The sequence below is a fragment of the Mucilaginibacter sp. CAU 1740 genome, assembly GCF_039839285.1.
Taxonomy (GTDB): domain Bacteria; phylum Bacteroidota; class Bacteroidia; order Sphingobacteriales; family Sphingobacteriaceae; genus Mucilaginibacter.
In genome coordinates this window covers 72,283-98,368 of the sequence record NZ_JBDOQS010000005.1, presented here as the reverse complement: position 1 = coordinate 98,368, position 26,086 = coordinate 72,283, and the positions used below count along the sequence as shown (strand labels likewise).

General features: G+C 44.6%; 14 protein-coding genes. 10 read left to right on the top strand and 4 right to left on the bottom strand.

Annotated elements, in window-relative coordinates:
• From AAFN85_RS12815 to AAFN85_RS12795, 5 genes are all read left to right on the top strand, one after another.
• On the top strand, positions 1–1,323 hold the full coding sequence (locus tag AAFN85_RS12815) for a vanadium-dependent haloperoxidase (protein WP_347527724.1): 1,323 nt from the start codon (positions 1–3) through the stop codon (positions 1,321–1,323).
• On the top strand, positions 1,323–2,927 hold the full coding sequence (locus AAFN85_RS12810; RefSeq protein ID WP_347527723.1) for a VCBS repeat-containing protein: 1,605 nt from the start codon (positions 1,323–1,325) through the stop codon (positions 2,925–2,927). The genes AAFN85_RS12815 and AAFN85_RS12810 overlap by 1 nt, the downstream gene beginning before the upstream one ends.
• A gap of 157 nt (positions 2,928–3,084) precedes the next feature.
• A complete protein-coding gene (locus AAFN85_RS12805; protein ID WP_347527722.1) occupies positions 3,085–6,288 on the top strand; it encodes a glycoside hydrolase family 2 TIM barrel-domain containing protein in 3,204 nt (1,067 codons plus the stop codon).
• A gap of 274 nt (positions 6,289–6,562) precedes the next feature.
• Positions 6,563–9,319: a glycoside hydrolase family 2 TIM barrel-domain containing protein gene (locus tag AAFN85_RS12800; RefSeq protein ID WP_347527721.1), complete on the top strand. Its 2,757-nt coding sequence runs from the start codon at positions 6,563–6,565 to the stop codon at positions 9,317–9,319.
• A 35-nt stretch (positions 9,320–9,354) separates the two neighbouring features.
• Complete coding sequence (locus AAFN85_RS12795; RefSeq protein ID WP_347527720.1) at positions 9,355–10,596, top strand: PQQ-dependent sugar dehydrogenase; 1,242 nt, start codon at positions 9,355–9,357, stop codon at positions 10,594–10,596.
• 265 nt (positions 10,597–10,861) lie between these two features.
• On the opposite strand, the gene AAFN85_RS12790 is transcribed toward AAFN85_RS12795, so the two are convergent.
• Positions 10,862–11,434: a sigma-70 family RNA polymerase sigma factor gene (locus tag AAFN85_RS12790; protein ID WP_347527719.1), complete on the bottom strand. Its 573-nt coding sequence runs from the start codon at positions 11,432–11,434 to the stop codon at positions 10,862–10,864.
• 121 nt (positions 11,435–11,555) lie between these two features.
• On the opposite strand from AAFN85_RS12790, the gene AAFN85_RS12785 reads away from it, so the two are divergent.
• From AAFN85_RS12785 to AAFN85_RS12765, 5 genes are all read left to right on the top strand, one after another.
• Positions 11,556–12,713, top strand: a complete 1,158-nt coding sequence (locus tag AAFN85_RS12785; RefSeq protein ID WP_347527717.1) for a FecR domain-containing protein — start codon at positions 11,556–11,558, stop codon at positions 12,711–12,713.
• A gap of 213 nt (positions 12,714–12,926) precedes the next feature.
• Positions 12,927–16,235, top strand: coding sequence for a TonB-dependent receptor (locus AAFN85_RS12780; RefSeq protein ID WP_347527716.1), 3,309 nt, complete (start codon positions 12,927–12,929; stop codon positions 16,233–16,235).
• 25 nt (positions 16,236–16,260) lie between these two features.
• Positions 16,261–18,051: a RagB/SusD family nutrient uptake outer membrane protein gene (locus tag AAFN85_RS12775; RefSeq protein WP_347527715.1), complete on the top strand. Its 1,791-nt coding sequence runs from the start codon at positions 16,261–16,263 to the stop codon at positions 18,049–18,051.
• A gap of 30 nt (positions 18,052–18,081) precedes the next feature.
• Positions 18,082–19,059 (top strand): DUF1735 domain-containing protein, encoded by a 978-nt coding sequence (locus AAFN85_RS12770; protein ID WP_347527713.1) that lies wholly within the window; start codon positions 18,082–18,084, stop codon positions 19,057–19,059.
• A gap of 178 nt (positions 19,060–19,237) precedes the next feature.
• Positions 19,238–20,842 carry an RICIN domain-containing protein gene (locus AAFN85_RS12765; protein ID WP_347527712.1) on the top strand — a complete coding sequence of 535 codons (1,605 nt, stop codon included), beginning with the start codon at positions 19,238–19,240 and terminating at the stop codon, positions 20,840–20,842.
• Between the two features lie 239 nt (positions 20,843–21,081).
• Here the strand turns inward: AAFN85_RS12765 and AAFN85_RS12760 are convergent, their stop codons facing one another.
• From AAFN85_RS12760 to AAFN85_RS12750, 3 genes are all read right to left on the bottom strand, one after another.
• Positions 21,082–22,095, bottom strand: a complete 1,014-nt coding sequence (locus AAFN85_RS12760; protein WP_347527711.1) for a hypothetical protein — start codon at positions 22,093–22,095, stop codon at positions 21,082–21,084.
• Positions 22,096–22,116: 21 nt separating this feature from the next.
• Positions 22,117–23,556, bottom strand: a complete 1,440-nt coding sequence (locus AAFN85_RS12755; protein WP_347527710.1) for a sialate O-acetylesterase — start codon at positions 23,554–23,556, stop codon at positions 22,117–22,119.
• Between the two features lie 266 nt (positions 23,557–23,822).
• The gene (locus AAFN85_RS12750) at positions 23,823–25,964 is read right to left on the bottom strand and encodes a TIM-barrel domain-containing protein (protein ID WP_347527709.1); all 2,142 of its coding nucleotides are present in this window, start codon (positions 25,962–25,964) and stop codon (positions 23,823–23,825) included.
• Between the last annotated feature and the right edge of the window lie 122 nt (positions 25,965–26,086).

Sequence of the window (26,086 nt, the reverse complement as noted above, 5' to 3'; positions counted from 1 at the left end):
ATGAAAAGAAATTTATTAATAGCGCTGTTTGGTTTATTGGCGATAACCGGCTGCCACAAAACACCGCCGCCTCAACTGGGGCATAAAGATATTGCCAGGGTAATTAACCAGATGGCTGATGTAATGATCCATGATGTTACTAATCCGCCTTTGGCATCGCGTTTTTTTGCCTACACTTGTTTAGCGGGGTACGAAGTAGTGAGCCAGAATGATAAACAGGCTAAAAGTATGCATGGTGCGCTGAATGATTACCCGGCCATTAAAGTTCCAAAACAAATTTCGGGCTATAATGATAAACTAAGTGCTGTATTGGCCATGTATGAGACGGCTGGCAAGCTTCAGCCTTCGGGTAGTTTAATGCTCAAAAATGAGGGTGCTTTTTTAGATTCATGCAGAAAGATCGGCTTCAGCGATGAAATGATCGATAGCTCAAAAAGCTACGCCAAATTCATTAGCAAAAAGATCCTCGCATATGCCAAAGCCGATAACTACCGAAAAATAAGCGCACTTCCGCGGTATAAGCTTAAGGGTACTCCCGGGAGCTGGGACCTTACCCCTCCGGCTTATATGCTGCCGGTAGAGCCTTATTTCAATACCGTAAGGCCATTCACGCTCGATTCGGCGGCACAGTTTGTTCCTGATCCGCCTATCTCCTTTTCTACCGATAAAAATTCGGCTTTTTATAAATTTCTGCAGTTAAGCTATGCCAAAAGCGGCAGCGGCTTAACACAGGAAGAAAAAGATATCGCTAACTTTTGGGACTGCAACCCTTTTGCGGTTCAAAACGACGGACATATGCTCATTGGCTTAAAAAAAATCTCGCCGGGAGCGCATTGGATGGGTATTACTAATATTGCCTGTAAACAAAGTAACGCCAGCTTCGCAAAAACAATGGAGGTAAATACCGCGATAGCAGTTGGCTTAACAGATGCCTTTATTTGCTGCTGGGACGATAAATACCGCACCAACCGCATCCGCCCGGAAACAGCTATCCGCCAATACATCGATCCGCATTGGAAACCACTGTTGCAAACCCCACCATTTCCGGAGTACATTAGCGGGCACTCGGTAGCGTCAACCACGTCCGCAGTGATCCTTACACATTATTTTGGCGATAATTTTAGATATACCGATAGTGTGGAAGTTAGCTACGGCGTACCACCAAGGCATTTTACTTCGTTCACACAAGCAGCTAAAGAAGCTGCCATCTCACGCTTTTGGGGCGGAATCCATTTTATGGATGCTATTGATAACGGTATCATCCAGGGCAATAAAGTTGGCAACCGCGTGCTGGATAAATTAAAGGGCACCAGGGCATTGTGATGAAAGCGGACAAGCATCGGTATGCTAAACAATTCACAAATCTGAAAACAATAATTTGGTTATCCATAGCTTGGGCTATTGCTGTAACGATCGGCATTGGGTGTGGTAATCCGCAAGCAGAAAGCACGGATAACGCGGCTACTTATCCGCAGGCAACTCCTGCTACAATAGCCGATGGTAAAATATTATCGCAACGATACTGCCGGTCATGCCATATGTACCCCGGGCCAGAATTGCTTAATCGCGATAAATGGCATACGCTGCTACCGCAAATGGGCTTGCGGCTGGGTATTAAACAACATGCCGGGGTTGATTATACCCCGGCTATAAAAGCCCCCGATTTTACCGCGCCCGACCGACCTACACTAACCCAAACCGATTGGCAGCATATCTTAGATTACTACCTGAACACAGCCCCGATCAGGTTGGCCGTACAAAATAAACCGGCTCAAATTATCCGCAAGATGCCGTTTTTCGCATTTAAATCTCCAGCCGATGCTTTTGCCGGTAAACAGGTGTTGGGCACTTACGTAAAAATTGATAATTCAGTAAAACCTGCGAGGATCTTTGTTGCCAATGGGCGTTCAAATAAACTTTATTTGTTCAATAATCAAGTAAAAGTTATTGATTCGGTAACCACTACAGGGCCTGTGGTTGATATGCTTTTTGATAAAGGTGCTGTGTATGTTTGCACCATCGGCAAAGTACTCGATGCCAACAGCGATAAACTGGGTGCTGTTAATGAGCTGCAGATATCACCGCCCGGTAAAATGAGCTTAAGCGTAAAACCGCTGTTTAACAAGTTGGCAAGGCCTGTGCAGATCCAGGCCGCTGATATTAATGGTGATGACCGTACTGATTATTTGCTCTGCGAATTTGGCAATTTAAATGGCGGCTTAAGTTGGATGGAAAACCAGGGCAACGGCGGCTTTGTAAAACATAGCATCAGCGGTTTGCCTGGCGCTATTAAAGCTTATTTCGATTACTCAAAAAACAAAACCGCACCGGATATCTGGGTGCTGTTTGCCCAGGCAGAGGAGGGCATTTACCATTTCAGCAACAATGGCAAAGGGCAGTTTAATGTAAAACAAGTATTGCGGTTCCCTCCGGTTTACGGTTCTTCATCTTTTGAAATGATAGACATTGATAACGATGGGCACAAAGACATTGTTTATACCTGCGGCGATAATGGAAACGCTACCGCTATTTTGAAACCTTACCATGGAGTTTATATTTTTTTGAACGATAAGCGCGACGGATTTAATCAACGTTACTTTTACCCTATAAATGGTTGCTATAAAGCCATCGCCCGCGATTTTTATGGCGACGGCAAAGTAGATATCGCAACCATCGGTCTCTTTACCGATTCGCGCCAACCCGAAGAAGGTTTTGTATTCTTAAAAAACAAAGGAGGATTAAACTTCGAGCCGCATTCACTCCCAGCGGATGTAAAAATTGAAAGATGCGTAACCATGGATGAAGGCGACCTTGATGCTGATGGAAAACCTGACCTGCTAATTGGGAATGCGTTTTTTGATTTCGGCCCATTTAAAGCCAATGGTAACGAGCCGCTCTTTTTTGTTTTAAAGAACAAGATTCGATAATAGCGAAACCGCCTCTATTACCCCTATTTGCGTGTTTACCGTACATTTTGCCAATAAAAATGTACAGTATGACAATTTACAGCTGTAAAATTTACATTTATTTGTATTGGAATTATACAATTATCAATCGCCCAAAAAATCCAAATTATAAACATCTATGAGTAAAACCCTTTTCTCAAAAAAGACAATTGTTCTATTAACGCTCAGCCTTGTTTCCTGTTACAAGATGAGCTTCGGTTTCCAGGCACCTGCAGGGAGCAGACTAACCGCAACGGACACGGCTTCTGTACCCAAAGAGATTGAAGACCCTGAAAACATTGGTATCAATAAGGAAGCCAGCCATGCTACATTGATGCCATATGCTTCGTTAAAAGAAGCCCTCGCGGCAAACCGCCATGCATCATCATTTAGCCGCAGTCTGAATGGCCTTTGGAAGTTTAACTGGGTCGACTGGCCGCAAAAGCGTCCGGTTAACTTTTATAAAACCAATTATGATGTATCTAAATGGAAGGACATCAAAGTGCCATCTAACTGGCAAATTGAAGGCTACGGTACGCCTTACTACAGCAATTTCACCTACATCTTTCAAAAAGATTTCCCGAGGGTAATGAGTACCCCGCCCGAAAAATATACCGCCTACACCGAGCGTAACCCGGTAGGTAGCTACCGTCGCGATTTTACGGTACCTGCAGAATGGAGCGGTCGTCGTATTTTCATCACTTTTGATGGTGTTGATGCAGGTTTCTTTATCTGGGTTAACGGCAAAAAGGTAGGCTATAGCGTAAACAGCCGCAACGCCGCCGAATTTGATCTCACCAAATACATCAAACCTGGCAAAAACACTTTAGCGGTTGAAGTTTATCGCTTCACCACAGGCAGCTACCTGGAAGATCAGGATATGTGGCGTTTAAGCGGCATTTTTAGGAATGTGACTTTGTGGAGCAGTCCGCAGGAGCACATCAGGGATTATTTTGTAAAAACTAACCTCGATAAGGAATATAAAAACGCTGATGTATCGGTATCAACCAAAATTAAAAACTACGGTACGGCCGCGGTTAAAGCACGTGTACTTGATGTAGCCTTATACAATGGTAGCATAGCCGTTCCCGGAGCGACCGCGAAAAAAGCAATACCTGCTCTTAAACCCGGCGAAGAAGTTACCGTTGAGACCAGTTTCCACGTAAACAATCCGCAAAAATGGACTGCGGAAACGCCGAAGCTTTATACAACCGTTGTTAAAATTAATGATGGAGCTAATGCGGTTGAAACGCTTTCATCGCGCACAGGCTTCAGGAGCATCGAAATTAAAGGCCGTTTGTTTTTGGTTAATGGTGTACCTATCAAACTAAAAGGTGTAAACCGCCACGAAAACTGGCCAAATGATGGTCACGCGGTGACTGAAGAGCAAATGATCAGAGATATCGTATTGATCAAACAAGCCAACTGTAACCACGTGCGTACCTGCCACTATTCTGACGATCCACGCTGGTATGAACTTTGCGATCAGTACGGTATTTACCTTGTTGCCGAAGCCAATTTAGAAAACCATGGCGCATGGGACGAGTTTAACGAAGAGCCAAGAATTAAAGCTGCTTTAATTGACAGGAACGTAGCCAACGTTGAGAATTTTAAAAACCATCCTTCGGTTGTGATCTGGAGTTTAGGTAACGAGTGCGGCAGCGGTGGTTCAAATTTCAGGGCTGTTTTGAAGGTAATTAAAGATATCGATTCAAGCCGGCCTACACATTATCAGGGTTTCGGCATCGGCAAAAACAACCCTGCCGATATGGACAGCGAGATGTACACCGATGTAGAAAACCTCGAAAAACATGCTAACGATAATACTTTAACCAAGCCGTTTTACCTGTGCGAGTACGCGCATGCCATGTTCAACTCAATGGGTTCGGTAGATATTTATAACGATCTGTTTGATAAATATCCGCAGTTATTGGGTGGTGCTATCTGGGAATGGCAGGATCAGGGCGTTTACAATAACCGCGACCCTAAACATCCTATCACGGCCTTTGGTGGTGGTTTTGGCGAATACCCGAACGATCAATACTTCATTCATAAAGGCGTTGTGTTTTCTGATCGTTCATTGAAACCACACTACCCTGAGTTAAAACACGCCTACCAGTGGATCAGCATACATCCTAAAGACCTGAAAAACGGCATCGTAACCATTAAAAATCGTTACCAGTTCATCACCCTGAATAGCTTTACCGCCAAATGGGAAATCAGCGAAAATGGTGACCTTATTTCATCAGGCAACCTGGCATTAAAAGAAATTAAACCGGGCACAGAACAAGATGTAAAAATCCCTTATAACATTACTCCAAAACCAGGTGCAGAATACTTTCTGAGGGTTTCATTTGACCAGGCAGCCGATAACTTATGGGCAAAAAAGGGCTTTGAAGTTGCCGCTCAGCAGTTAGAATTACCTATAGCCATACCAGCTGTTAAAGAACAACCTGCAACCGGTAAATTGACTTTAGCTGATGGTAAAGATGAGATCAAAGTAAAAGGCAGCGGGTTTAGCCTGGAATTTGATAAAGCGAAAGGCACTTTCTCCAAACTGGAAAAAGATGGCGAAAATGTTTTGCAAGATGCCGGAGGCCCCGCGCTACATTTATGGCGCGCCCCTCACCGTAAGGATGATATGTGGGCTTATGATGATTACTGGCTTAAATATGGCTTAAAAGAATTGGCCTGGAAAACAGATGAGGTGAAAGCCACCCAACTTGCCGGCGGCGAGGTGGAGATAAAAGTTAGCCTCACCGGTACCGGCAAACATGATTTTGTAGTGCATCACCAGGCGGTTTACACTATTAATGGCAATGGCAATATCAAAGCTGATAACAATGTAAGCTTTAATGGTAACGATAAGATCGTATTCGGCCGATTAGGTGTACGCCTTTTCTTGAAAAAAGACCTCGACCAGTTTGAATACTTTGGTCGCGGCCCTATGGAAAATTATGCCGATAGGAAAAGTGGTTTTGATGTCGGTCATTATTCAAGCACCATTGCGCAACAAATGACACCTTATGAAAAACCGATGGATAACGGCAACCACGAGGATGTACGCTGGGCAAAAGTATTTACCACCAACGGATCGGGCATTGCAGTTAAGCAAACTGATGAGCTGTTCCAGGTTACAGCATTGCCTTATAGCGATGAAGAAATGACCGATGTTGAATACAAGATCGATCTGCCAAAAAGCAAAGGCACCGTGTTATGCGTAAGCCATAAAACTTTGGGCGTAGGCTCTTATGGTTGCGGACCGCGGCCTTTAGAGCAATATCGCGTGTATGCTAAGCCTACATCGTTTAGTTACCAGATCCAGTTGTTGGGTAAGAAATAATTTTGAATCAAACCAGACTTACGAAGTTTTAAAAACTTCGTAAGTCTTTTGTCAAGCGGGCCACCCTGCATAGTTCGCGATTGCTTCGTGCCTCGCAATCACGTTTTTTTGGTTAGTTGCATCAGCATAAACCCTTTCCGGAAACGATTGCATGGTTTTAATTGGCCATATTCTTTTTTTGCAGTTTAAGGTTGAGTAATCTTGTTAATGGGATTTATCATACCCCAATAAAACAACCAATTCACGTTTAGCATCAGCCCATAAACAACCAGTAATGAAAAAAGTATTTCTGCAATTAGTATTCATCGCATCCTGCTTCCAAACCTTCGGACAGGAAACCATTATCAAATACCTATCGGGTACGGGTAAAGATCATACCATACAATGGGACTTTTTTTGTACCGATGGACGCAAAAGCGGCCAGTGGACAAAAATCCCTGTCCCATCCAACTGGGAGTTGCAAGGTTTCGGTAGCTACAATTACGGGCACGATAAGGTAAAAAGCAACGAGCAAGGCCAGTATAAGCATGAGTTTACCGCCGGCAATTGGCAAAACAAAAGGGTGCTGATAGTTTTTGAAGGCTCCATGACGGATACCAAAGTAATGGTAAACGGCAAACAGGCCGGTCCGGTGCACCAGGGCAGCTTCTACAGGTTTAAGTACGATATCACCGACCTGGTAAAATCAAACGCCAAAAACCTGCTCGAAGTTACTGTTGACAAAACATCGGCAAACGCTTCGGTAAATGATGCTGAACGCCGCAATAGCGATTTCTGGGTATTTGGGGGGATTTACCGCCCGGTTTATTTGGAGATAGTTCCTGAAACTTACATCGAACGTATGGCCATTAATGCTAAAGCTGACGGTTCATTTCAAGCAGATGTTTATGCGCAGAATTTGAAAGGTAATGAAAGTATCGAAGCGCAGGTGCTGAAATTAAACGGCGAAAAAGTCGGTCAGCCGTTTGCTGTAAAAGCAAATACTACTGATGATCATCTCGAATTAAAAGCGCAATTCAATAAACCTTTATTGTGGAGCGCCGAGTTTCCTAACCTGTACCAGGTTGCCATCTCTATAAAAAACAAACAGGGCGTTGTTCACCAGGTAAAACAGAAATTCGGTTTCCGCACGGTGGAAGTACGTTTTAACGACGGCTTGTATGTGAATGGCGCTAAGATAGTGATGAAGGGCAGCGACAGGCATAGCTTTTGGCCGGAAACCGGTCGTACTTTAAGCCACGCTATCCAGGTTATGGATGTTAAGCTGATGAAGGAGATGAACATGAATGCGGTGCGTATGTCGCATTATCCGCCGGATGCAGATTTCCTGGATGTATGCGATTCGCTGGGTGTTTATGTTTTGGACGAACTTACCGGCTGGCAAGCCAATTATGATACCCCAACCGGCAAAAAGCTGGTTAAAGAATTAGTGCTGCGCGATGTTAACCACCCCTCTATCCTATTTTGGGATAACGGCAACGAAGGCGGCTTTAACCGCGAGCTGGATAATGATTACGGTCTTTATGATCCGCAAAAACGTACCGTGATCCACCCATGGGAAAAATTTAACGGTACCGATACCAAGCATTATCCCGATTATAATTACATGGTTAATGCCGCAGCCAACGGGAAAGAAGTATTTTTCCCTACCGAATTTATGCACGGCCTGTATGATGGTGGCGCGGGTGCCGCGCTGGATGATTTCTGGGCGCAGATGGTGAAGCACCCTCATGGTGCAGGTGGTTTTATCTGGGCGTTTTTGGATGAGGCTGTGATCCGCACCGATAAAAACAACATCTATGATTCGGATGGTAATCATGCTCCCGACGGCATTGTTGGCCCACACCGCGAAAAGGAAGGCAGCTTTTATGCGATCAAAGAGATCTGGTCGCCGGTGTATATTGAGCCGCAGCCTATCGATAAAACTTTTAACGGTAAAATCCCGGTAGAAAACAGGTATAGTTTTACCAATCTAAACCAGTGCAGCTTTAAGTGGCAATTGGCTAAGCTGCCGGTAGCCAAAGCTAATGGAACTAAGCCTATTGTAATCGCCACTGCCCCGCTTGCAAAGTTCGATCTTAAACCAGGCGAAAAAGGTGTACTGGATTTGCACCTTCCTGCATCCTGGGCAAAAAATGATGCATTGTATTTAACCGCTTACGGCCCCGATAAAAAAGAACTTTTCACTTGGAGCTGGGCGATGAAAACGCCTGCCGAGTTTAATAAAATCACTTCCTCGCCTGCTAAATCAGCAGTTAAAATTACGGAGGATGATCAACACCTCGTAGTGATATCCGATGGCATAAGCTATTACTTTGATAAAGCTACGGGCTATATCCAAAAAGTGGCTAAACCATCAGGCATAGTTTCGTTATCCGGCGGCCCTGTTTTAGCTGGTGTAAACACATCATTAAAACAGTTTACAAATAAGGCCATTAAAGGCGGCCATGTTGTTGAAGCCGATTATGATAGCGCGGCAACCCTGCATGTGAAATGGACTTTCACCTCAGGCCAACCGGCTAAACTGGAATATCAGTACAGCCAAAAAGGCGATGCCGATTTTATGGGCATCACTTTCAATTACCCGGAAGATAAAATAACCGGTATGAAATGGCTTGGTCGTGGCCCTTACCGGGTTTGGAAAAACAGGTTAAAAGGCCAGCAATTTGGTGTTTGGCACAAAGCCTACAACAATACCATCACCGGCCAAACCTGGGATTATCCTGAGTTTAAAGGTTACCACTCCGAGCTTAACTGGGTGGTTATTGAAAATAAAGAATCCGCTTTTACAGTTTACACGGCAGATAAAAACATCTATCTACAAATGTTGCGCCCGGCCAGGGAACAGGCCGCGCTGGATAACAATAATGTTGAACCGGCCTTCCCGGAAGGCAGCATCGGTTTTTTAAACGCTATCAGCCCTATTGGTACTAAATTTCAATCGGCAAAAGTAATGGGGCCGCAAAGCCAAACCAACCATTCTGATGGAGAACCGGTAAGCGGAACACTTTGGTTCGATTTCGGCCATTGAATAATAAACAGATTAAACCAACCAATAAAACCCTTATGAAACAATCATTATTTAAAAATAAAAAACGTGGTGCTACCTGGGCTACGATGGTGATGGGCGCTGTAGCGCTCGTGTGCTCGTCGTACGTTCTTCATAGTCCCCAATCACCTAATGTGGCCGAACCACCTTTGATCACCCTGAAAGTTCAGCCGGTTAGTTCAAATTTGCAATCACCAACGGCTTTAACTTTTCCGGGTAATGGCGATATCTGGGTAACCGAGCAACCCGGCAAGATCAGGATAGTTAGAAATGGCAAATTACTTGATGAGCCGCTGCTTGATCTGCGAAGCAAAATGCTGAAAGTAAACAAAGGCTATGAAGAGCGCGGCCTGCTGGGCATTTGCCTGCACCCGCAATTTAAATTGAACAAAAAATTCTATGTTTTTTACAGCGCTAACACCACCGGCAAATTCAACCATAAAGATGTGATTGCCGAGTATAAGTTATCACCCAATTCAAACACGATCGATCCAAATAGCGGCCGCGTGATTTTGGAGCAGGATAAACCCGATGGTAACCACGACGGCGGCTGTGTACAGTTTGGTAAGGATGGTTATCTGTATATTTCGTTTGGAGATGGTGGTGGCCAGGGCGACAAACATGGCGAAATAGGTAACGGTCAAAATTTAAGCAACCTGCTTGGTAAAATTTTGCGGGTTGATGTTAATGGCAAATCGCCTTACAGCATCCCTAAAACCAACCCTTTTGTAGGCAAAAAAGATGCAGCGCCCGAGATCTGGGCTTACGGTTTCCGTAACCCCTACCGTTTTTCGTTCGATAAAGCATCGGGCCAGTTATTTGCAGGCGATGTTGGGCAAGATCTTTGGGAAGAGGTAGATATTGTAACCAAAGGTGCCAACTACGGCTGGCGTTTAACCGAGGGCACACATTGCTACAACCCTGCCAACGGTTGCGACATTAAAGGAATCACGATGCCTATTGCCGAGTACAGCCATACCGAAGGAGTTTCTGTTATAGGTGGTTACGTGTACAACGGCAAACAAGTACCCATTTTAAAAAGCAAATATGTATTTGCCGATTGGGTTGGTAAAATGTTCTATCTGCAAAAAACAGGAGCTCAATGGCAGCGTGGAAAGATCACCTTTCAAAATATCCCGGCTAACTTAAAGATCATCGGTTTTGGAGAGGATCCGGCTGGCGAGGTTTATGTGTTGACTAACTCGGATACAGGACCGGAGAATGCTAATGGGGCGATTTATAAAATTGTAAAGAATTAAGAATATAAAATCATCTGCCGCGGGTTTAGCGCAGCGTAACCCGTGGTGAACCATCGCTAACGTTTTCAACTTTAGTCCCCTCTACACCACTACCGCTGATCGAAGTCAGAGGATCCGGACAAAGGCAGATTGGTTGAGTTGAAAACTCAAACCATTATAAACCACGGGTTACGCTGCGCTAAACCCGCGGCAGTAAGCAAATAAAAAAGGTGATTGCTCGTATTCTCGCAATCACCTTTTTTTGTTATGTATTGATCCTTCATCCTCACATAAAATAAAACACCACCAAAAGATAAATATGCTTAAAGCAAACCTTCAGGTGCTTAACCGCTAAAGCCAGTTGATTTTCTACGGTGCGTTTTGAGATATTCAGCCGCTCGGCAATTTCTGAGTTGGAGAGATTATCAAAGCGGCTTAGTTCAAAAATTTCCTGGCAACGTTTAGGGAGCTGATCCAGGTGACCGCTTAACAGGTTATCAATTTCACTTTGCCTGATTCGGGTTTCGCCATCGTTATTTTCGTGCCAGCCATCGGCAACAATATCCTCTTTAAAAACAATTTCCAGCTTAACCGCTTTGCGACGTTTATAGATCTGGAAGCGGACTGAGGTTTGCATAAAGTTGGAGAAAGAAGCGATATCAAGTTCTTTCCTCCGGTTCCAGATACTCACAAAAACATCGTTCACCGCTTCGGCACAAACCTCATCATCGTCGAGGTAATAATGGGCCGTTTTGTAGAGGCTGATCCAATAACGATCGAACAGCAAATTGAATGCGGTTTGATCATCATGGCGTACAGCGTGCCACAGTTCACTATCTGTTTTTGGGTGTTTTAACATTATAACTGGTTATAATAAAAATAATTAAAAAATGTCAGAAACACAATAAAAGCTAAAAAAATATCAAAAAAGTATGTGAGCTTTTTGGTCAGTTGAGTACTATATCTGTATAAACCACAAAATGTCGAAACAGGATTTTATTTCACTTTACGAGAAGTTCCTTTCCGGGCAATGTACCGACGAAGAAAAGAAACTTTTGGAGGCCCACTACTCCGAAATAAAACTCATGGACAACCAGTGGGATAATACCCTGGGCGATGAAGAAGCTATAAAAGCACAAATCATGGCCAAAATGCACTCGGAGCTGGGTTTTAAGCAACCGGTAGGCATTGGCGGGAAGCGGCCTAAAGTATGGTTAAAGTATGCCGCCAGTATAGTTTTTCTGCTCTCGGCAGGGTTAATTTCATGGCATTACTGGGATTTAAAAAAGCGGGAAAACCAATCGGCAAATAACATTTTACCGGGTAAAAATCAAGCTTATCTAACCTTATCAAACGGTCAATCCATCATCCTGAACAACACAAAAAATGGGCAGATCAGCGGCACTTCCGGAGTTATTATTCAAAAAATAAACGACAGCATACTCTCTTATTCAAAAAATAATAATTCAAATAATACTATTAAAAATAACATTATTCCAGATAGTAACTCGCTTACTGTACCACGCGGAGGCATCTATCAAACTATCCTATCTGATGGTACAAAGGTGTGGCTTAATTCGGCTTCATCTATTAAGTATCCGGTAGCTTTTGCGGGCAAGGAACGCCGGGTGGTGCTTAGCGGCGAGGCTTATTTTGAGGTAGCCAAAAACAGGAAAATGCCTTTTAAAGTGGCCGTTAACGGCATGGACGTACAGGTATTAGGTACGCACTTTAATGTGATGGGGTATCCGGAAGATAAAGAGATTAAAACCACCCTTTTAGAGGGTTCGGTAAAGCTGCATTCGGCCAATAGTAGCACACGGTTAATTCCAGGGCAACAAGGGGTATTCAATAGCACAAGCTTTACCGTAGCCACAGTAAACACCGATGATGTGGTAGCCTGGAAGGAAGGTTTTTTTGTATTTGATAATGAAAGCGTTGAAAGCACCATGCAAAAAATAAGCCGCTGGTACAATGTTGAAGTAGTGTTTGAGAATAAAAAAAGCCTGCAAAACCAGCACAGTTTCGGCGGTACAATTTCACGGCATAAAAATATCGATATGGTGCTAAAAGCACTCGAAGCAACAGGATCAGTTCACTTTAAAATTACAGGAAGGAGAGTTACAGTGATGGATTAACGGCTACTTAAAAATCTCATTACAAAACCCTTATGTAAAAAGAGACCAGGAGCAGGTCGGAGCGCCCCCGGTCAAATACCTTTCGGCATAAGGGTTAACAACCGATTATTTTCTTACAACCAATTATTTACTAACCCTAACCAAATGTATAAATTTTTCATTGCATTCCCATGCAACTGGGACCGGCGTGTCCTGTTCAAAATTTTGCTGATAATGAAGCTCACGTTTGTTTTATTGCTGGTTGCCTTGCTCCATGTAAGCGCGGCCACCTATTCGCAAAACATCAGTTTAAAGGTAAAAGATGTTTCACTTTTAGATGTTTTTAAGCAGCTGCACCGGCAAAGCGGTGTGGAGTTTGTGTACGATAACAAAATGCTGAAAGAGGCGAAAAATGTAAGCGTCAACGCCGAAAACGAGCCTTTATCCGCAGTGCTCGACAGGTGTTTTTCCCAACAGCCCCTCACCTACGAGATCATCCAGAACATGATCGTTATTAAACGCAAACCTGCCGATAATAATATTATCGCTAATAATAAGCCTGTTGCCATAACAGTGACAGGTAAAGTAACGGATGATAAAGGCGTCCCCCTACCCGGCGTAACTGTGAAATTGAAAGAAGGCTCAGCAAGTACCTCAACGCGTAAGGATGGGTCATATTCCATTAAACTGCCCGATGGTAATGGTACGCTGGTATTTACTTTTATAGGCTTCGCCACGCAGGAAGTTCCGGTAAATAATAAACGCGAGATCAATGTGGTATTAGCGGAAACGGCTACCGGATTAAATGACGTAGTGGTAGTAGCCTACGGACAGCAAAAAAAGGTTAGTATGATCGGTGCAATCAGTACCATCAAAGCCGAAGACCTGAAACAGCCGGTAGCCAACCTGTCGGACCTGATCGCTGGTCGAGTAGCGGGTGTTATTGGCGTGCAGCGTAGCGGGCAGCCAGGGTATGACAATGCCGAGATCTATATCCGCGGTATCGCTACATTTACCAGCAGCAGTCCGCTGGTGTTGGTTGATGGTGTGGAAAGAGACCTTGCTAACGTTGATCCTGAAGATATTGCCAGCTTTAGTATTTTAAAGGATGCATCGGCCACGGCGGTTTACGGTGTACGTGGTGCCAACGGCGTTATCATCATCCAAACAAAAAAAGGGAAGCCCGGCAAAGCCACTATTAATGCCCAATACGACCAGGGTATTACCCAATTTACCCGCATCCCCAAATTTGCCGATGGTGTTACCTATATGCAAATGGCAAACGAAGCCTATAAAAGCAGTAACCCTAACGATCCCGTACCTAAATACAGCGACGATCGCATCCAGAAAACAGCCGCCGGAACCGACCCCGACCTTTACCCAAATGTTGATTGGTTTAAAGTGCTCTTCAACAAATTTGGTCAAAACCGCCGTGCAAGGGTTAATGCCAACGGCGGCTCGGACAATGCACAGTATTATTTATCTGTAGGATATTATAATGAGAACGGCTTATATAAAACCGATCAACTGGCGAATTACAATTCGGCCATTAAGTTTGATAGATACAACTTTACATCAAACTTAACCCTCAACGTAACCAAAACCACTAAGGTTGATTTCGGCGCTTCGGGCTGGATCAGTAATGGTAACTATCCCGGCAGTTCGGTTGATGCTATCTGGAGTTCGGCCTATATTATGCCGCCAATCGTGATTCCGCCGGTATATTCTAATGGGCTGCACTCACAAATCCGTACAGGCGATGTGCTCAACCCCTATAACCTGCTCACCCAAAGCGGTTACGTAAACGAATTCAGGAGCCAGTTATGGAGCAATATCCGGGTAACGCAGGATCTGGGTAAGATATTAAAAGGCCTTTCGGCTACAGCTATGTACTCGTTTGATAATTATAATACCCACACCATAAGCCGTACAAAAACGGTTGATGGTTACCTGGCTACCGGCCGGGATGCCGATGGCAAACTGATGTTGGATAAAACCTCTATCGGCACCAGCTTTTTAGGTTACAACCGTTCAAACGGTGGCACCCGCCAGTTTTATACCGAGGCTGCCATTAACTATAATAATACTTTTGGTAAACATGCGGTTACGGGCCTCATCCTGTACAATCAATCGGACAGAGAGGATGCTTTTGCCAATGATTTTATCAGCTCCATCCCCTATCGTTATATGGGTTTGGCTGGCCGTGCTACCTACGCCTACAATAACAGGTACCTGGCCGAAGCCAACTTTGGCTACAATGGTTCAGAAACTTTCGCGCCTGATCATCGTTTTGGTTTCTTCCCTTCGTTTGGTTTAGGATGGGTGATATCGGAAGAGCCATTCTTTAAACCGCTGGCCAATACCTTCCAGTTTTTGAAATTAAGGTATTCGTACGGTGTGGTGGGTAACAGCAATATCGGCGGTCGCAGGTTTGCTTATATCTCAACCGTTGGCGGTGGCAACGGAGGTTACTCATACGGTCAAAACGGAACAGATCAAAGTGTAGGCGGTTTGGATATTGGCGATTATGCCGTAAGTGTAACCTGGGAAAAAGCTAAAAAGCAAAACCTGGGTATCGAGTTTAAAATGCTGGATAACGCGTTATCCTTAACTGCCGATGTTTTCCAGGAAAACCGCACCGGTATTTTCAGGCAGCGCGGCGATGTGCCTACCTATACCGGTATCCGCACCCTACCTTACGCCAACCTTGGCGAAGTACATAACCGGGGTATCGATGCAACGCTTGATATCAACAAGCGCGTTAGTACTAACTGGAACATTGCTTTCAGAGGTAACTTTACCTGGAACAGGGCTAAGGTTATTAATGATGCCAATGCCCCATGGCCATACCCATGGCAGCAGCGCATTGGGCGCAAGCTTGGTCAGCGGTTTGGTTATACCGATCTGGGCTTGTTTCAAAGCGAGGCTGATGTATTGAACAGCCCTTACCAAACGGGCACCAACAAACCCGGCGATATCAAATACAAAGACCTGAATGGCGATGGCAAGATCGACAACTTCGATCAGGGTCCGATCGGCTATGGCAGCATCCCGGAAATTGTTTACGGCTTTGGCCCTACCATCAGCTACAAAGGTTTCTCAGTTGCGGGATGGTTTAAAGGCATCAGCAATGTTGATGTATCCTTAAACGGCGATGGCCTGCAACCCTTTAGCCAGGGCGGCGAACGCGGTAACCTCCTTACACAGATCACCGACAGATGGACGCCTAACAGCACTAACCCACGTCCGTTTTATCCTCGCCTTACTTACGGCAATGATAATATGAACTATGCCAATAGCACCTGGTGGGTTAAAAACGGCGCTTTTATGCGTTTGCAAACCTTGCAGCTTAGCTATGATTTTGCCGGGGCTAAATGGCTGCGTTCGGTAGGGATGTCAAACTTCAACATCTACTTTATTGGCTATAACTTATGGACAGTGAGCGGCTTTAAGCTTTGGGATGTGGAGCTTGGCGACGGCCGTGGCGCACAGTACCCGCTGCTTAAAACTTATAACATGGGCATCAAATGCACCTTTAAATAATTTGATCATACAACATATAATAAATATGAAAAATACTATCATAAAGTGCAGCGCTGTAATACTAACAGTAACCCTGCTATTTAGCAGCAGCTGTAAAAAATACCTGGACCAGGTGCCGAACGACAGGATCACTATTGAACAGGTATTTCAAAAGAAAGGCCCTTCCGAGCAATACCTGGCCAATATTTACAGTTATGTAGATGACCTATCCGAACAATGGACACAAAACCCATGGCTCGGCAATGCCGATGAGGTGGATGTAACCTGGTCTAAATACACCATTTACGATCTGAACATCGGTAATATCGGCCCCAGCAACGCGATATTCGACAGGTGGAATTACTATTACAACGGCATCCGCGCAGCTACCTACTTTTTAAATCATATTGATGGCAATGCCGAGATATTGGCTTTGAACGGCCAGCAACTAATTGATCAATATAAAGCCGAAGCCCGCTTTTTACGTGCCTATTTTTATTTTCTGCTGATGCGCCAGTATGGCCCGGTAGTTTTGGTTGGAGAAAAAGAGATCCCTGCCGATGCTACTGCCGATGCCATGCAGCTACCTCGCAGTTCATACGATGACTGCGTGAACTACGTAAACAGCGAGTTGGATAAAGCAGCGGCTGTTTTGCCTCCTGTTGCATCCAATAACGGGCAGGCCAGCGATGTGCAGGCGGGCCGCGCTACTATTGGGATGGCTTTGGCTGTAAAATCGAGGCTGTTGCTTTACGCCGCCAGTCCCTTGTATAACGGCAATACTGAATATGCCTCGTTTAAAGGGCAAGATGGTAAGCAACTCATCAACCAGACCTATGATCTGCAGAAATGGAAAAAAGCTGCTGATGCGGCCAAAGCGGTTATTGATTTGGGCTTATATCAGCTATACAAAGATGCCAGCGGCGACCCGGTAAAATCATACCAAGGCGTGTTTTTACAGCAATGGAATTCCGAGCAGATCTTCAACCGTAAATCAAACAGCTTACCTACCTGGGATACCCATTGTATGCCGCGCCAGGCTGGTGGCTGGGATGGTATCGGCGTTACGCAGGAACAGGTTGACGCTTATTTTATGAAGGATGGCAAGCCTATCACCGAATCGTCATTATACTCCGAAGCTGGTTATACCAGCGTGAACGGCGTGCAGGTTTATAATATGTACATCAATCGCGAGCCGAGGTTTTATGCTTCGGTAACTTATAACAATTCAGTTTTCCAGGGAGGCAATATGCAGGCTGCCGCGCCTATCAGTTTTTTTGTAAGCGGGCCTAACGGCAAAAACGGCCACCCTACCGATTTTACCAAGACAGGGTATTTAGTCCGTAAAAACGTAGGCACGCAAACCAACGCGGGTTCGGGCGGTAACGGTGCGCAACAAGCGCGGCCCCTGGCTTTATTCAGGCTGGGCGAGATCTACTTGAATTACGCCGAGGCGTTAAACGAGTTCAGCCCTGGCGATGCAGATATCGTAAAATACCTGAACCTGATCAGGGAGCGGGCCGGTGTGCCGCAGTATGGCACTACCGATCTGCCTGTTCCGCCAAGTCAATCAGATATGCGTACCCGCATCCGCCAGGAGCGCAGGGTTGAGCTGGCCTTCGAATCGAACAGGTGGTTTGATATTCGCAGGTGGAAAATTGCCGCGCAGGTAATGGGCGATGTACATGGCATGAACATGAACAAAGATGGCGACGATTTTTATAAACGTACCGTGGTGAGCAATCACCTGTTCAGGTCGCCTGCCTCCTATTGGTTCCCGATAAGCCAGTACGATATGGACCGCTCAAAACTGGTTGTTCAAAACCCGGGATGGTAAGCAATTGATTAATTATTCAGTAAAAGAAGTATGAAAACTCAACATATTTTAAAGTTCATGGGCTTGATGGCCCTTGTTCAAAGTGCTTTTTTATCGGGCTGTAAGGATAATGTAGTATTGCCTTATCAACCGATAGACAGCTACAACCAGATCTACATGCCCGAAGCCGTTAACGGTCTGGTAGTGAAAACCCTCAAAATAACCGATAGCGCGCAAACGTTGATCTATGGCGCTAATTATGGCGGCCAGGGCTATCCGGGCAGCGATATCTCCGTTAACTTCACCGTTAATAAAACACTGGTTGATAGCTTTAATGTGGCCAACAAAACCAACTACCCAATTTTGCCAGATGGCGCTTATACACTCTCGGCTAATTCGGCAGTGATCCCTAAAGGCAAGGTAAGCACTACGCCTTTAACCATCAGCGTAAAAACCAGTGGCGCAGGCGCAATGGATGCTTTAAAAACCTATATTTTGCCTGTTGGTATCAGCGGCAATCCGTTAAAAGTTCGGGAAGCTTTACGTACAACCTTCTATATCCTTAAAGCACAGCCCGATTTTAACGACTACCCTAATTATGATCGTGCCAATTGGGCTATTATCGGTTTTTCATCGCAGGAAGCCAATGGCGAAGGGCCTAATAACGGTCGGGCTATATTCGCGCTGGATGGCAATACATCAACGTATTGGCATACCCAATGGCAGGGCGGTTCGCCAGGACCACCGCATTATATCATCATTGATATGAAGGAGGTTAAAACTCTGCACGGCGTATCATTTGTTGGCAGGCAGGCTGATGGCGGCGGTAAACCCAACGAGGTGAACATCCAGGTAAGCCTTGATAACACTACATGGACAGATGCCGGAACCTTCAACCTATTGAACAACAAAGACCTGCAAAAGCAGTTTTTGCCCAATGGGTTTAAAAGTGCAAGGTACATCAAGGCCATTATTAATTCGGCGTATAATGGCTCCTATACGCAAGTAGCAGAGTTTAACGCTTTCTAAAAATACACCATCAACAGGCGGCAACCTAACCGCCTGTTGATTAATACCCTACATTATACTGAAAACATATTTTTTCCGGGAAATACCCGGCATGGGATCCCCTTGCCCATAATTGCCGGTTCCCGATAGCACCTGCACACCAATCAATTTATCAATCTATAAACAAAAACAACAAACCATGAAGAAGAACCATTTGAAAAACAACACCTCATCGCGGCTTTTTCTGCCGCTTGCCGCCGGACTGGCGTTAACATTCTCGGCCTGTAAAAAGAATGATTTTGTAAAGCTTAACACCGATCAAAAAACCACCACACAAAAGGTAGATACCCATAATGTGGTAAACCCCGGCAATGCCGATCTGGCTTTTAACGCCTACAATAACGCCTTTTTGGTAAACTCGGGCGGGCAAACGTATTACAAAAAATCAATCAACGATGGTACTGCCGATGGTACCTGGGTAGCCTCGCTGGATATTTTGGTGGCCGAAGATGCTTACGAGCGCACAGGCAGCGCCGCGCACAAAACATTGGTAAACAACCTTTGTACCACCTGGCTGCAAAACACCCCCGTACCATGGACCTGGGATGGATGGAACGACGACATCGGCTGGTTTTCGCTGGCGCTGATCCGCGGCTACCAGATCACAGGCACCTCCAACTTTTTAACGCAGGCCAAGTATGGCTTTGATATGGCTTTTGCCCGCGGCTGGGATACTCAATACAACGGCGGCGGTATATGGGAGCAACAACCTAACATGACCCCGGCCGGCGAACCTATAGGCAAAGAAGCTTTATCCAACAATAGCTTGGGTAAGGTAGCCTGCTATATTTATCAAAGCACACACGATCAAAATTACCTGAACAAGGCCATCCAGATATACGATTGGGTATGGCATCATATTTACAATTCAACAACCGGACAGGTTTATACAGGTATCGATCGTAATAATGTAGTTAATACGGGTTCGGCAGTATATAACCAGGGTACTTTTGTTGATTTTGCCAATTTACTTTACCAGATAACCGGCAACGTGAATTATTACAACGATGCCAAACGATCAATCGACTATGTAAAAAACAACATGACGACCAATGGCATTATTACCAATAACGCCGGTTATCTGAATACCTGGGCCGATGAATTTGCCCGCGGACTGGGGCATTTTGTTAGAGATAACCGCCAGTGGGCTACCTACTACCCGTGGATGGTGCAAAACGCCAATGCTATTTGGGCCAACCGCCGTACCGATTACAACATTACCTGGAACGGCTGGAACCAGGCCACGCCTACCGATAATACTTTAACCACCAGCAAGTTTGCCAGCGCGGTAGCATGGCTTCAATATACTCCAGGTGCGCAACCCGACGAAATTGCCGGTATGCACTATATTGTAAGCAATCAAAACGGTGTAGCAGTTGATAACAATAACACCGCCACCAACGGCGCAGGCGTGGTGCAATGGGGCTTAAACCATGGGCAAACTCAAAAATGGAATTTCACCCAGAATGAAGATAGCTCATGGAACATTGTAAGTCAATCAAGCTGGTTGGCACTGGATGTGCCGGGCGGAGCCACAACCAACGGCCTGCAACTGGACCAGTGGACACCAACACGCGCCAACAATCAACGCTGGTGGGTTGATAAGCAATCTGACGGTACTTTCAAGATCTGGAGCCAGGCAACCAGTGGGGCTTTAGATAACTCAAGCCAATCGGTAAATGGTTACAAATTGGTGCAATGGGGATGGAACGGAGGCCCGCAGCAACGTTGGTTATTGCAATAAGGCAACTCAATTAAATAAGTAAGGCGCGTACCGATTGGTGTATGCGCCTTATTTATTTTGTGCAAGTTTAAGCGTCTACGCTTGAACTTTAACTATGGTAAGCGTGGACGCTTGCCATAATTCGGGAGCGTAGACGCTCTCATTTCAAATAATTCAAGCGTAGACGCTTGAACTTGCGAGTAGTAAAATAAGTAGGGTGCGTACATTATAATGCACGCACCCTACTTATTTTAAAAATCTTACTTAAACTCCCCGAAATGAGCGCTTTCTATACTACTATCCAATCCATCAAGCAGCTGAATTGTTGTTGACGGCCCAAGGTTAACAGGTTCAGCCCATGATCGCAGCGCCCAAACAACTTTTTTACCAGGCGTAATTTCAATAGCCTGTATGGGCGGATTATTAGCATTTACTTTTCCGTTCCATTGGTTAAACCAATTATTGATCAGGGTATTACCATTAGGTAAACGCACTGCCAATTGCGGATTAGTTATTGTATACCCGGCAATATTAGCCAATGGACAGTCCCATACCAGCTTACCATCGCGCGTATATTCCCGCACAAAATTACCATTACTCGCAACCAGTATGTTCCCGCTTTTTAATGGAACTGCCGACCAAATACCAGGCACTTCAATTGATGATAACTCTTTACCGTTAACATCGTACTCACAAACCTTGCCCAGATCCATATGGGCTACAAGCAACGTTCCGGCAGGTGTAAGGCGGGCATGCCGTATTTGTCCGTGGGTACCGCTTATAAATGGCAATTTAAATTCCCTTTCAACCTTATTAGTGGTGATATTAATAACCATTACTTTGGCCGGGTTACCATTTTGCACAATCACAACATGATTTTTGCCGATGAGCTGAGCGGTATGGGTTTCAAAACCTTCGGGTGCGTCGTAATGCCATAATACTTTTTTATCGCGGTTAATTAACGTGACGCCAAATTGATGGGCAAACAATATATTACCGTTTTTCATGAGTATGGCATCACTTATTTCGCCTTTGCCGGTGGTATCAATGTATTGCCAAGTTATTTTACCTCCTTTTACAATATACATATTGCGGGCTTTTGCCTCTCCGGCATAAAAAAAGTCGTATTGTTTAAGCCCTTTTCCCGGTAAAACTTCGGGTGCGGCGGGTGCTTGTTGTGCTTTGGCGGTGTTGCCCACACTGCTGCCTAACACCAATATGGCAAGCAAAGCCAAACGGAGGTGTTTACAGGTATTTAAATTGATATCTTTCATAGGTAATAATTGTTCAATAATTTATAAACCACCCTCGCTGGTAAAGGTAGCGGCTGGCAAACCTTCTTTATTAAATAAACTGGCGCTGCTACCATCACTCCAGGCATAACGCACATAAACCGGGTTTGGAATAGCATCATTACTAACAACCACCTTATTGTCCTTTATTTTTGCATTGGCTTTATGGTAAACCTTGTCGGCACCTGCTATTTCAAAGTTAAAAAGTCCCTTATCAGATGCAAGCAACCCGCTCCCTGTCGATTCAAAATCAATTATAATTTCATTGCCTTTTACGGTTGTTTTTTTATACAACGGACCAGATACCACAAGGTCACGCTCTCCATATTCATTTTTAAGCGCGAATGCTGCCAGGCGTTTACCCACTTCCTGTTTATATGGCGGATGGGCCGTTTTCAGGTAACCAATATCCAATGTGGTTACCATACCGGTTTTAGGTAGCTTTAAAGCGTAGCGCTGGGCATCGCGAAGCTTTTGCGATTGCTCTTTCTGATCAGCCGCAGGATAAAGATATGGTGCTATTTGTACATAGTAAAATGGTAGTTTATCACCCCATTGATTTCGCCAGTCTTCAATCATCAGCGGGAACAGCTTTTTATACTGTTCGGCCCGGCCAACATTCGATTCACCCTGGTACCAGATCACTCCTTTTATGGTGTATGGGATCAGCGGGTTGATCATGGCGTTAAATAAAACGGTTGGCGTGTTGCTGTTTAGTTTTTTAGCACGCTGCAGTGTATCCAGGTTGTTTATCACTTCATTAAAATCACCCAATTTTTCCAGTCCAGCTTTGCTTGTCCAGGCCTCGGCCGGGGTACCTCCTATAGATGATTGAATGATGCCGATAGGTACGTGTAGTTTTTGATAAAGTTGCCGGGCATAAAAATAAGCGGTGGCGCTAAAGTTTCCTGCAGTTTGGGGAGATGACGCGATCCATTTTCCACCGGTAGAATCGGAAAGCTTTGCTGAAATCCCGAACGGTACTTTAAAAAAACGGATCTCAGGATAATTGGCGTTAGCTATCTCCTGTTTTGAGTTTGCTATGGTATCACCCGGCGGCCATCCGCTTACTGAGATATCCATATTTGATTGGCCGGAAGCCAGCCATACTTCGCCAATAAATACATCTGTGATACTGATAGTTGTATCCGCAGTTTTTATGCTGATGTTGTACGGACCACCGGCGCCGGGAGTAGATAATTTAGCGGCCCACTTACCCTTATCATCGGCGATTATAGATACTTGTCGCCCCCATGAGGCAGAGATCAATAACTTTGCTCCAGGCGCTGCCTCTCCCCAAAATGCAGCCTTTTGTTTTTGCTGCATCACCATATGATCCGAAAAAAGATTTGAAATGGTAAGGGATTTTTTTGAGGAAGGCGCAACCGAAAACGCGCATTGCCCTAAAGCAATTGCAATTAAAATAAATAACGATCTTCTCATTAATAGCGGGTAAAATTGGTTATAGCGTTTGGTTATTTGTGATTGATAAATGGTATTACAAATAACCTTAAACTATAATTTTAGCCCTTTTCAGGGTGTACATATTTTTTAACCCTGCGTGCATTTAATGAGGTTGATTATTCAATTAACACTCAGTCCGTCGTGCTGAACTTGTTTCAGCATCCCACGCGCTAATCTGCCTGCTAAGTAAATCGTCTGCCTGTCCTGTGGATGCTAAAATAAATTCAGCACGACGATTTTTTCTTCTAATCAACAACCTGCCACTTCTTAATAACATACCTGCTCCCCTTAAACTTACCTACCCGCTTAACATCGCCTTTGTTTTTATTCCATAGCAAGTTCACGGTATTGAAAGCGCCACTATCGTAGTTAAAAGTAACCCCATCATCCTCAAATAAAGTAGCCCTGTTAGCATTGCCATACACGTAACAGGTAATTTCAAACCTGGTATCTGAGGCTACAAACTCAACAGGCTTGGCCAGCGGTAAAATAGTCCCGGCTTTGATAAATATGGGTAACTGGTTCAGATCGGGTTTAATAGTGTAGTATTTACCGCCTTCGTATTTTTGATTGGTGTTATAATCATACCATAAGCCCTCTGGTAAATAAACCTTGCGCTCATCTACTTTTTCGGTTAATGGCGCGGCGAGGATGCTGTTACCTATCATGTACTCATCCGACAGGTTAAACGTGTTTTTATCCTGCGGATAATCCATCACCAAAGCCCTGAATGGCGGGATACCTTTAAAATGATAATCGGCAAAGGCGTTGTACAGGTATGGGATGAGGCTCATCCTGAAGTTGAGTAGCTTACGGATATCGGCCTCTATTTCTTTGGCATTTTCCATCAACTCGCCTTTATTATTTTTTTCTTTGTTGATCTGCAGCCATGGCGGGTTCTGCAAATACCACGAGTTATAAAGCGTTTGAGCTGAAAGCACTGCCGTTTGGCTACGGCGCATAAAATCTTTAATGGTATTGGATTCCCTTACCTCCGGCGACCAGATCATCCCCGCGAAACCCGAGTTCAGGATCATCCGGATATACTCCTCATGCAAATAGGTATCGCTGTATAAAGCGGCGGGGTATGATGAAGCGAAAGCGTTTGACGCCCGTACATCAAGATAAGTACGCCTGTTCAGTTTTTTATAAATACCATAGATAGTTTTTTGATAAAGCAGGCCGAACAACTGGTGCATCTGTTCGCCATCAATTCCCGAAGGAAACTGGCTAAGTTCCGGGAAACTCCAGGTATCACTACCGAAAGCGATATTCGAGTTATCGCACTCATCCATTTTAAAGCCTGAGATACCCTCGTTTACAAAAGTTTGCTGATGATAATTGGCAAAAATGTTGGCCGCGGAGGTATCGGCAAAATCCGGCACTAAGCCATTCCACACCAAATAATTCCCGGCTTTATTTTGTAAAGGCTGATATATAGGAGATTTAGGCGATACAAAGGCATGCTCCCATAAATTGATATGGAAACCTTTGTTCTTCATCGAATCGATAAACTCATTAGGTGTAGGGAAAAAGCTTTTGTTCCATACGTATGAGCAGGAATAAGCGGCGGTTTGCCAGCGCGGCTCTAAACCCAAAACATCGCAGGGGATATGATTATCGCGAAAATAGGCGGCCATTTTATCAACCTGGTACTGGTTAAAATCGGCCTTTACCCGGTATTTTACACCAAGCCCCCAAATGGCGGGTAAAGCGCCGCCTCCCGAAAACAGGTTATAACGTTGCATAACCGTTTTAAGATCGGGGCCTGCAAATACAAATACCTCAATTCCTTTTGCTCCGGGAATATCAGCGGTTACATAGCCCGAGGCTTTTCCATCGTTCTTATATAATTCTTCTACAGAGCTTCCGCCATTATTGCTCTTCGCTTCCGTTTTGCTTTTAGCATTCTTTTCGGTGCTGCCACAGTAAAAAGTAGTGTACCGCGATGTATTGATCAGAACACCATAACCTTTATTTGATACATAAAAAGTTGTTGGGCCGTGGGTGTAGCCCAGATCATTAAGCGGGTTATCATTAACTATCGGCCGTTTCTTTAAACCACGTTGATTAAATGAGCCTATCTGCATCCCAAAGCCATATAATTGCTCGGTATCATCTAACGGAATTTCAACCACTACTCCCCTGTTGTTGATGGTGATCCTAATATCATCAGTATTAAAAGGCAACTTACCGGCAGGCAACGCGCTTAGGGCATTAACCATGGGCTGCTCAGCACAAAAGCTGTAGGGCGTAAACTTGTCAACTGTACCTACCGTTATTTTTTGTACGCCTGCTGCCGGTAGTATGGTTTGGCTATGGGCATTTAAAATAAGTAACTGACTAAAAACAATCAGGGCAATGGTATAGGCAAAAGATCTTTTCATATTGAATTAGCGATGCAAATTTCAAAGTTAACATCAGCGGCTTTTAATGCAACATTATTTATCCCTGCTACGTACATTTCAAATAATTAATTAATATTTGCTGTTGATTTAAACTTTATCAT

Coding starts and splice junctions, on each gene's coding strand:
- AAFN85_RS12770 (WP_347527713.1), top strand. CDS start 18,082: ATGAAAACTCAACATATTTTAAAGTTCATGGGCTTGATGGCCCTTGTT.
- AAFN85_RS12765 (WP_347527712.1), top strand. CDS start 19,238: ATGAAGAAGAACCATTTGAAAAACAACACCTCATCGCGGCTTTTTCTG.
- AAFN85_RS12800 (WP_347527721.1), top strand. CDS start 6,563: ATGAAAAAAGTATTTCTGCAATTAGTATTCATCGCATCCTGCTTCCAA.
- AAFN85_RS12780 (WP_347527716.1), top strand. CDS start 12,927: ATGAAGCTCACGTTTGTTTTATTGCTGGTTGCCTTGCTCCATGTAAGC.
- AAFN85_RS12775 (WP_347527715.1), top strand. CDS start 16,261: ATGAAAAATACTATCATAAAGTGCAGCGCTGTAATACTAACAGTAACC.
- AAFN85_RS12755 (WP_347527710.1), bottom strand. CDS start 23,556: ATGAGAAGATCGTTATTTATTTTAATTGCAATTGCTTTAGGGCAATGC.
- AAFN85_RS12760 (WP_347527711.1), bottom strand. CDS start 22,095: ATGAAAGATATCAATTTAAATACCTGTAAACACCTCCGTTTGGCTTTG.
- AAFN85_RS12795 (WP_347527720.1), top strand. CDS start 9,355: ATGAAACAATCATTATTTAAAAATAAAAAACGTGGTGCTACCTGGGCT.
- AAFN85_RS12810 (WP_347527723.1), top strand. CDS start 1,323: ATGAAAGCGGACAAGCATCGGTATGCTAAACAATTCACAAATCTGAAA.
- AAFN85_RS12790 (WP_347527719.1), bottom strand. CDS start 11,434: ATGTTAAAACACCCAAAAACAGATAGTGAACTGTGGCACGCTGTACGC.
- AAFN85_RS12785 (WP_347527717.1), top strand. CDS start 11,556: ATGTCGAAACAGGATTTTATTTCACTTTACGAGAAGTTCCTTTCCGGG.
- AAFN85_RS12805 (WP_347527722.1), top strand. CDS start 3,085: ATGAGTAAAACCCTTTTCTCAAAAAAGACAATTGTTCTATTAACGCTC.
- AAFN85_RS12815 (WP_347527724.1), top strand. CDS start 1: ATGAAAAGAAATTTATTAATAGCGCTGTTTGGTTTATTGGCGATAACC.
- AAFN85_RS12750 (WP_347527709.1), bottom strand. CDS start 25,964: ATGAAAAGATCTTTTGCCTATACCATTGCCCTGATTGTTTTTAGTCAG.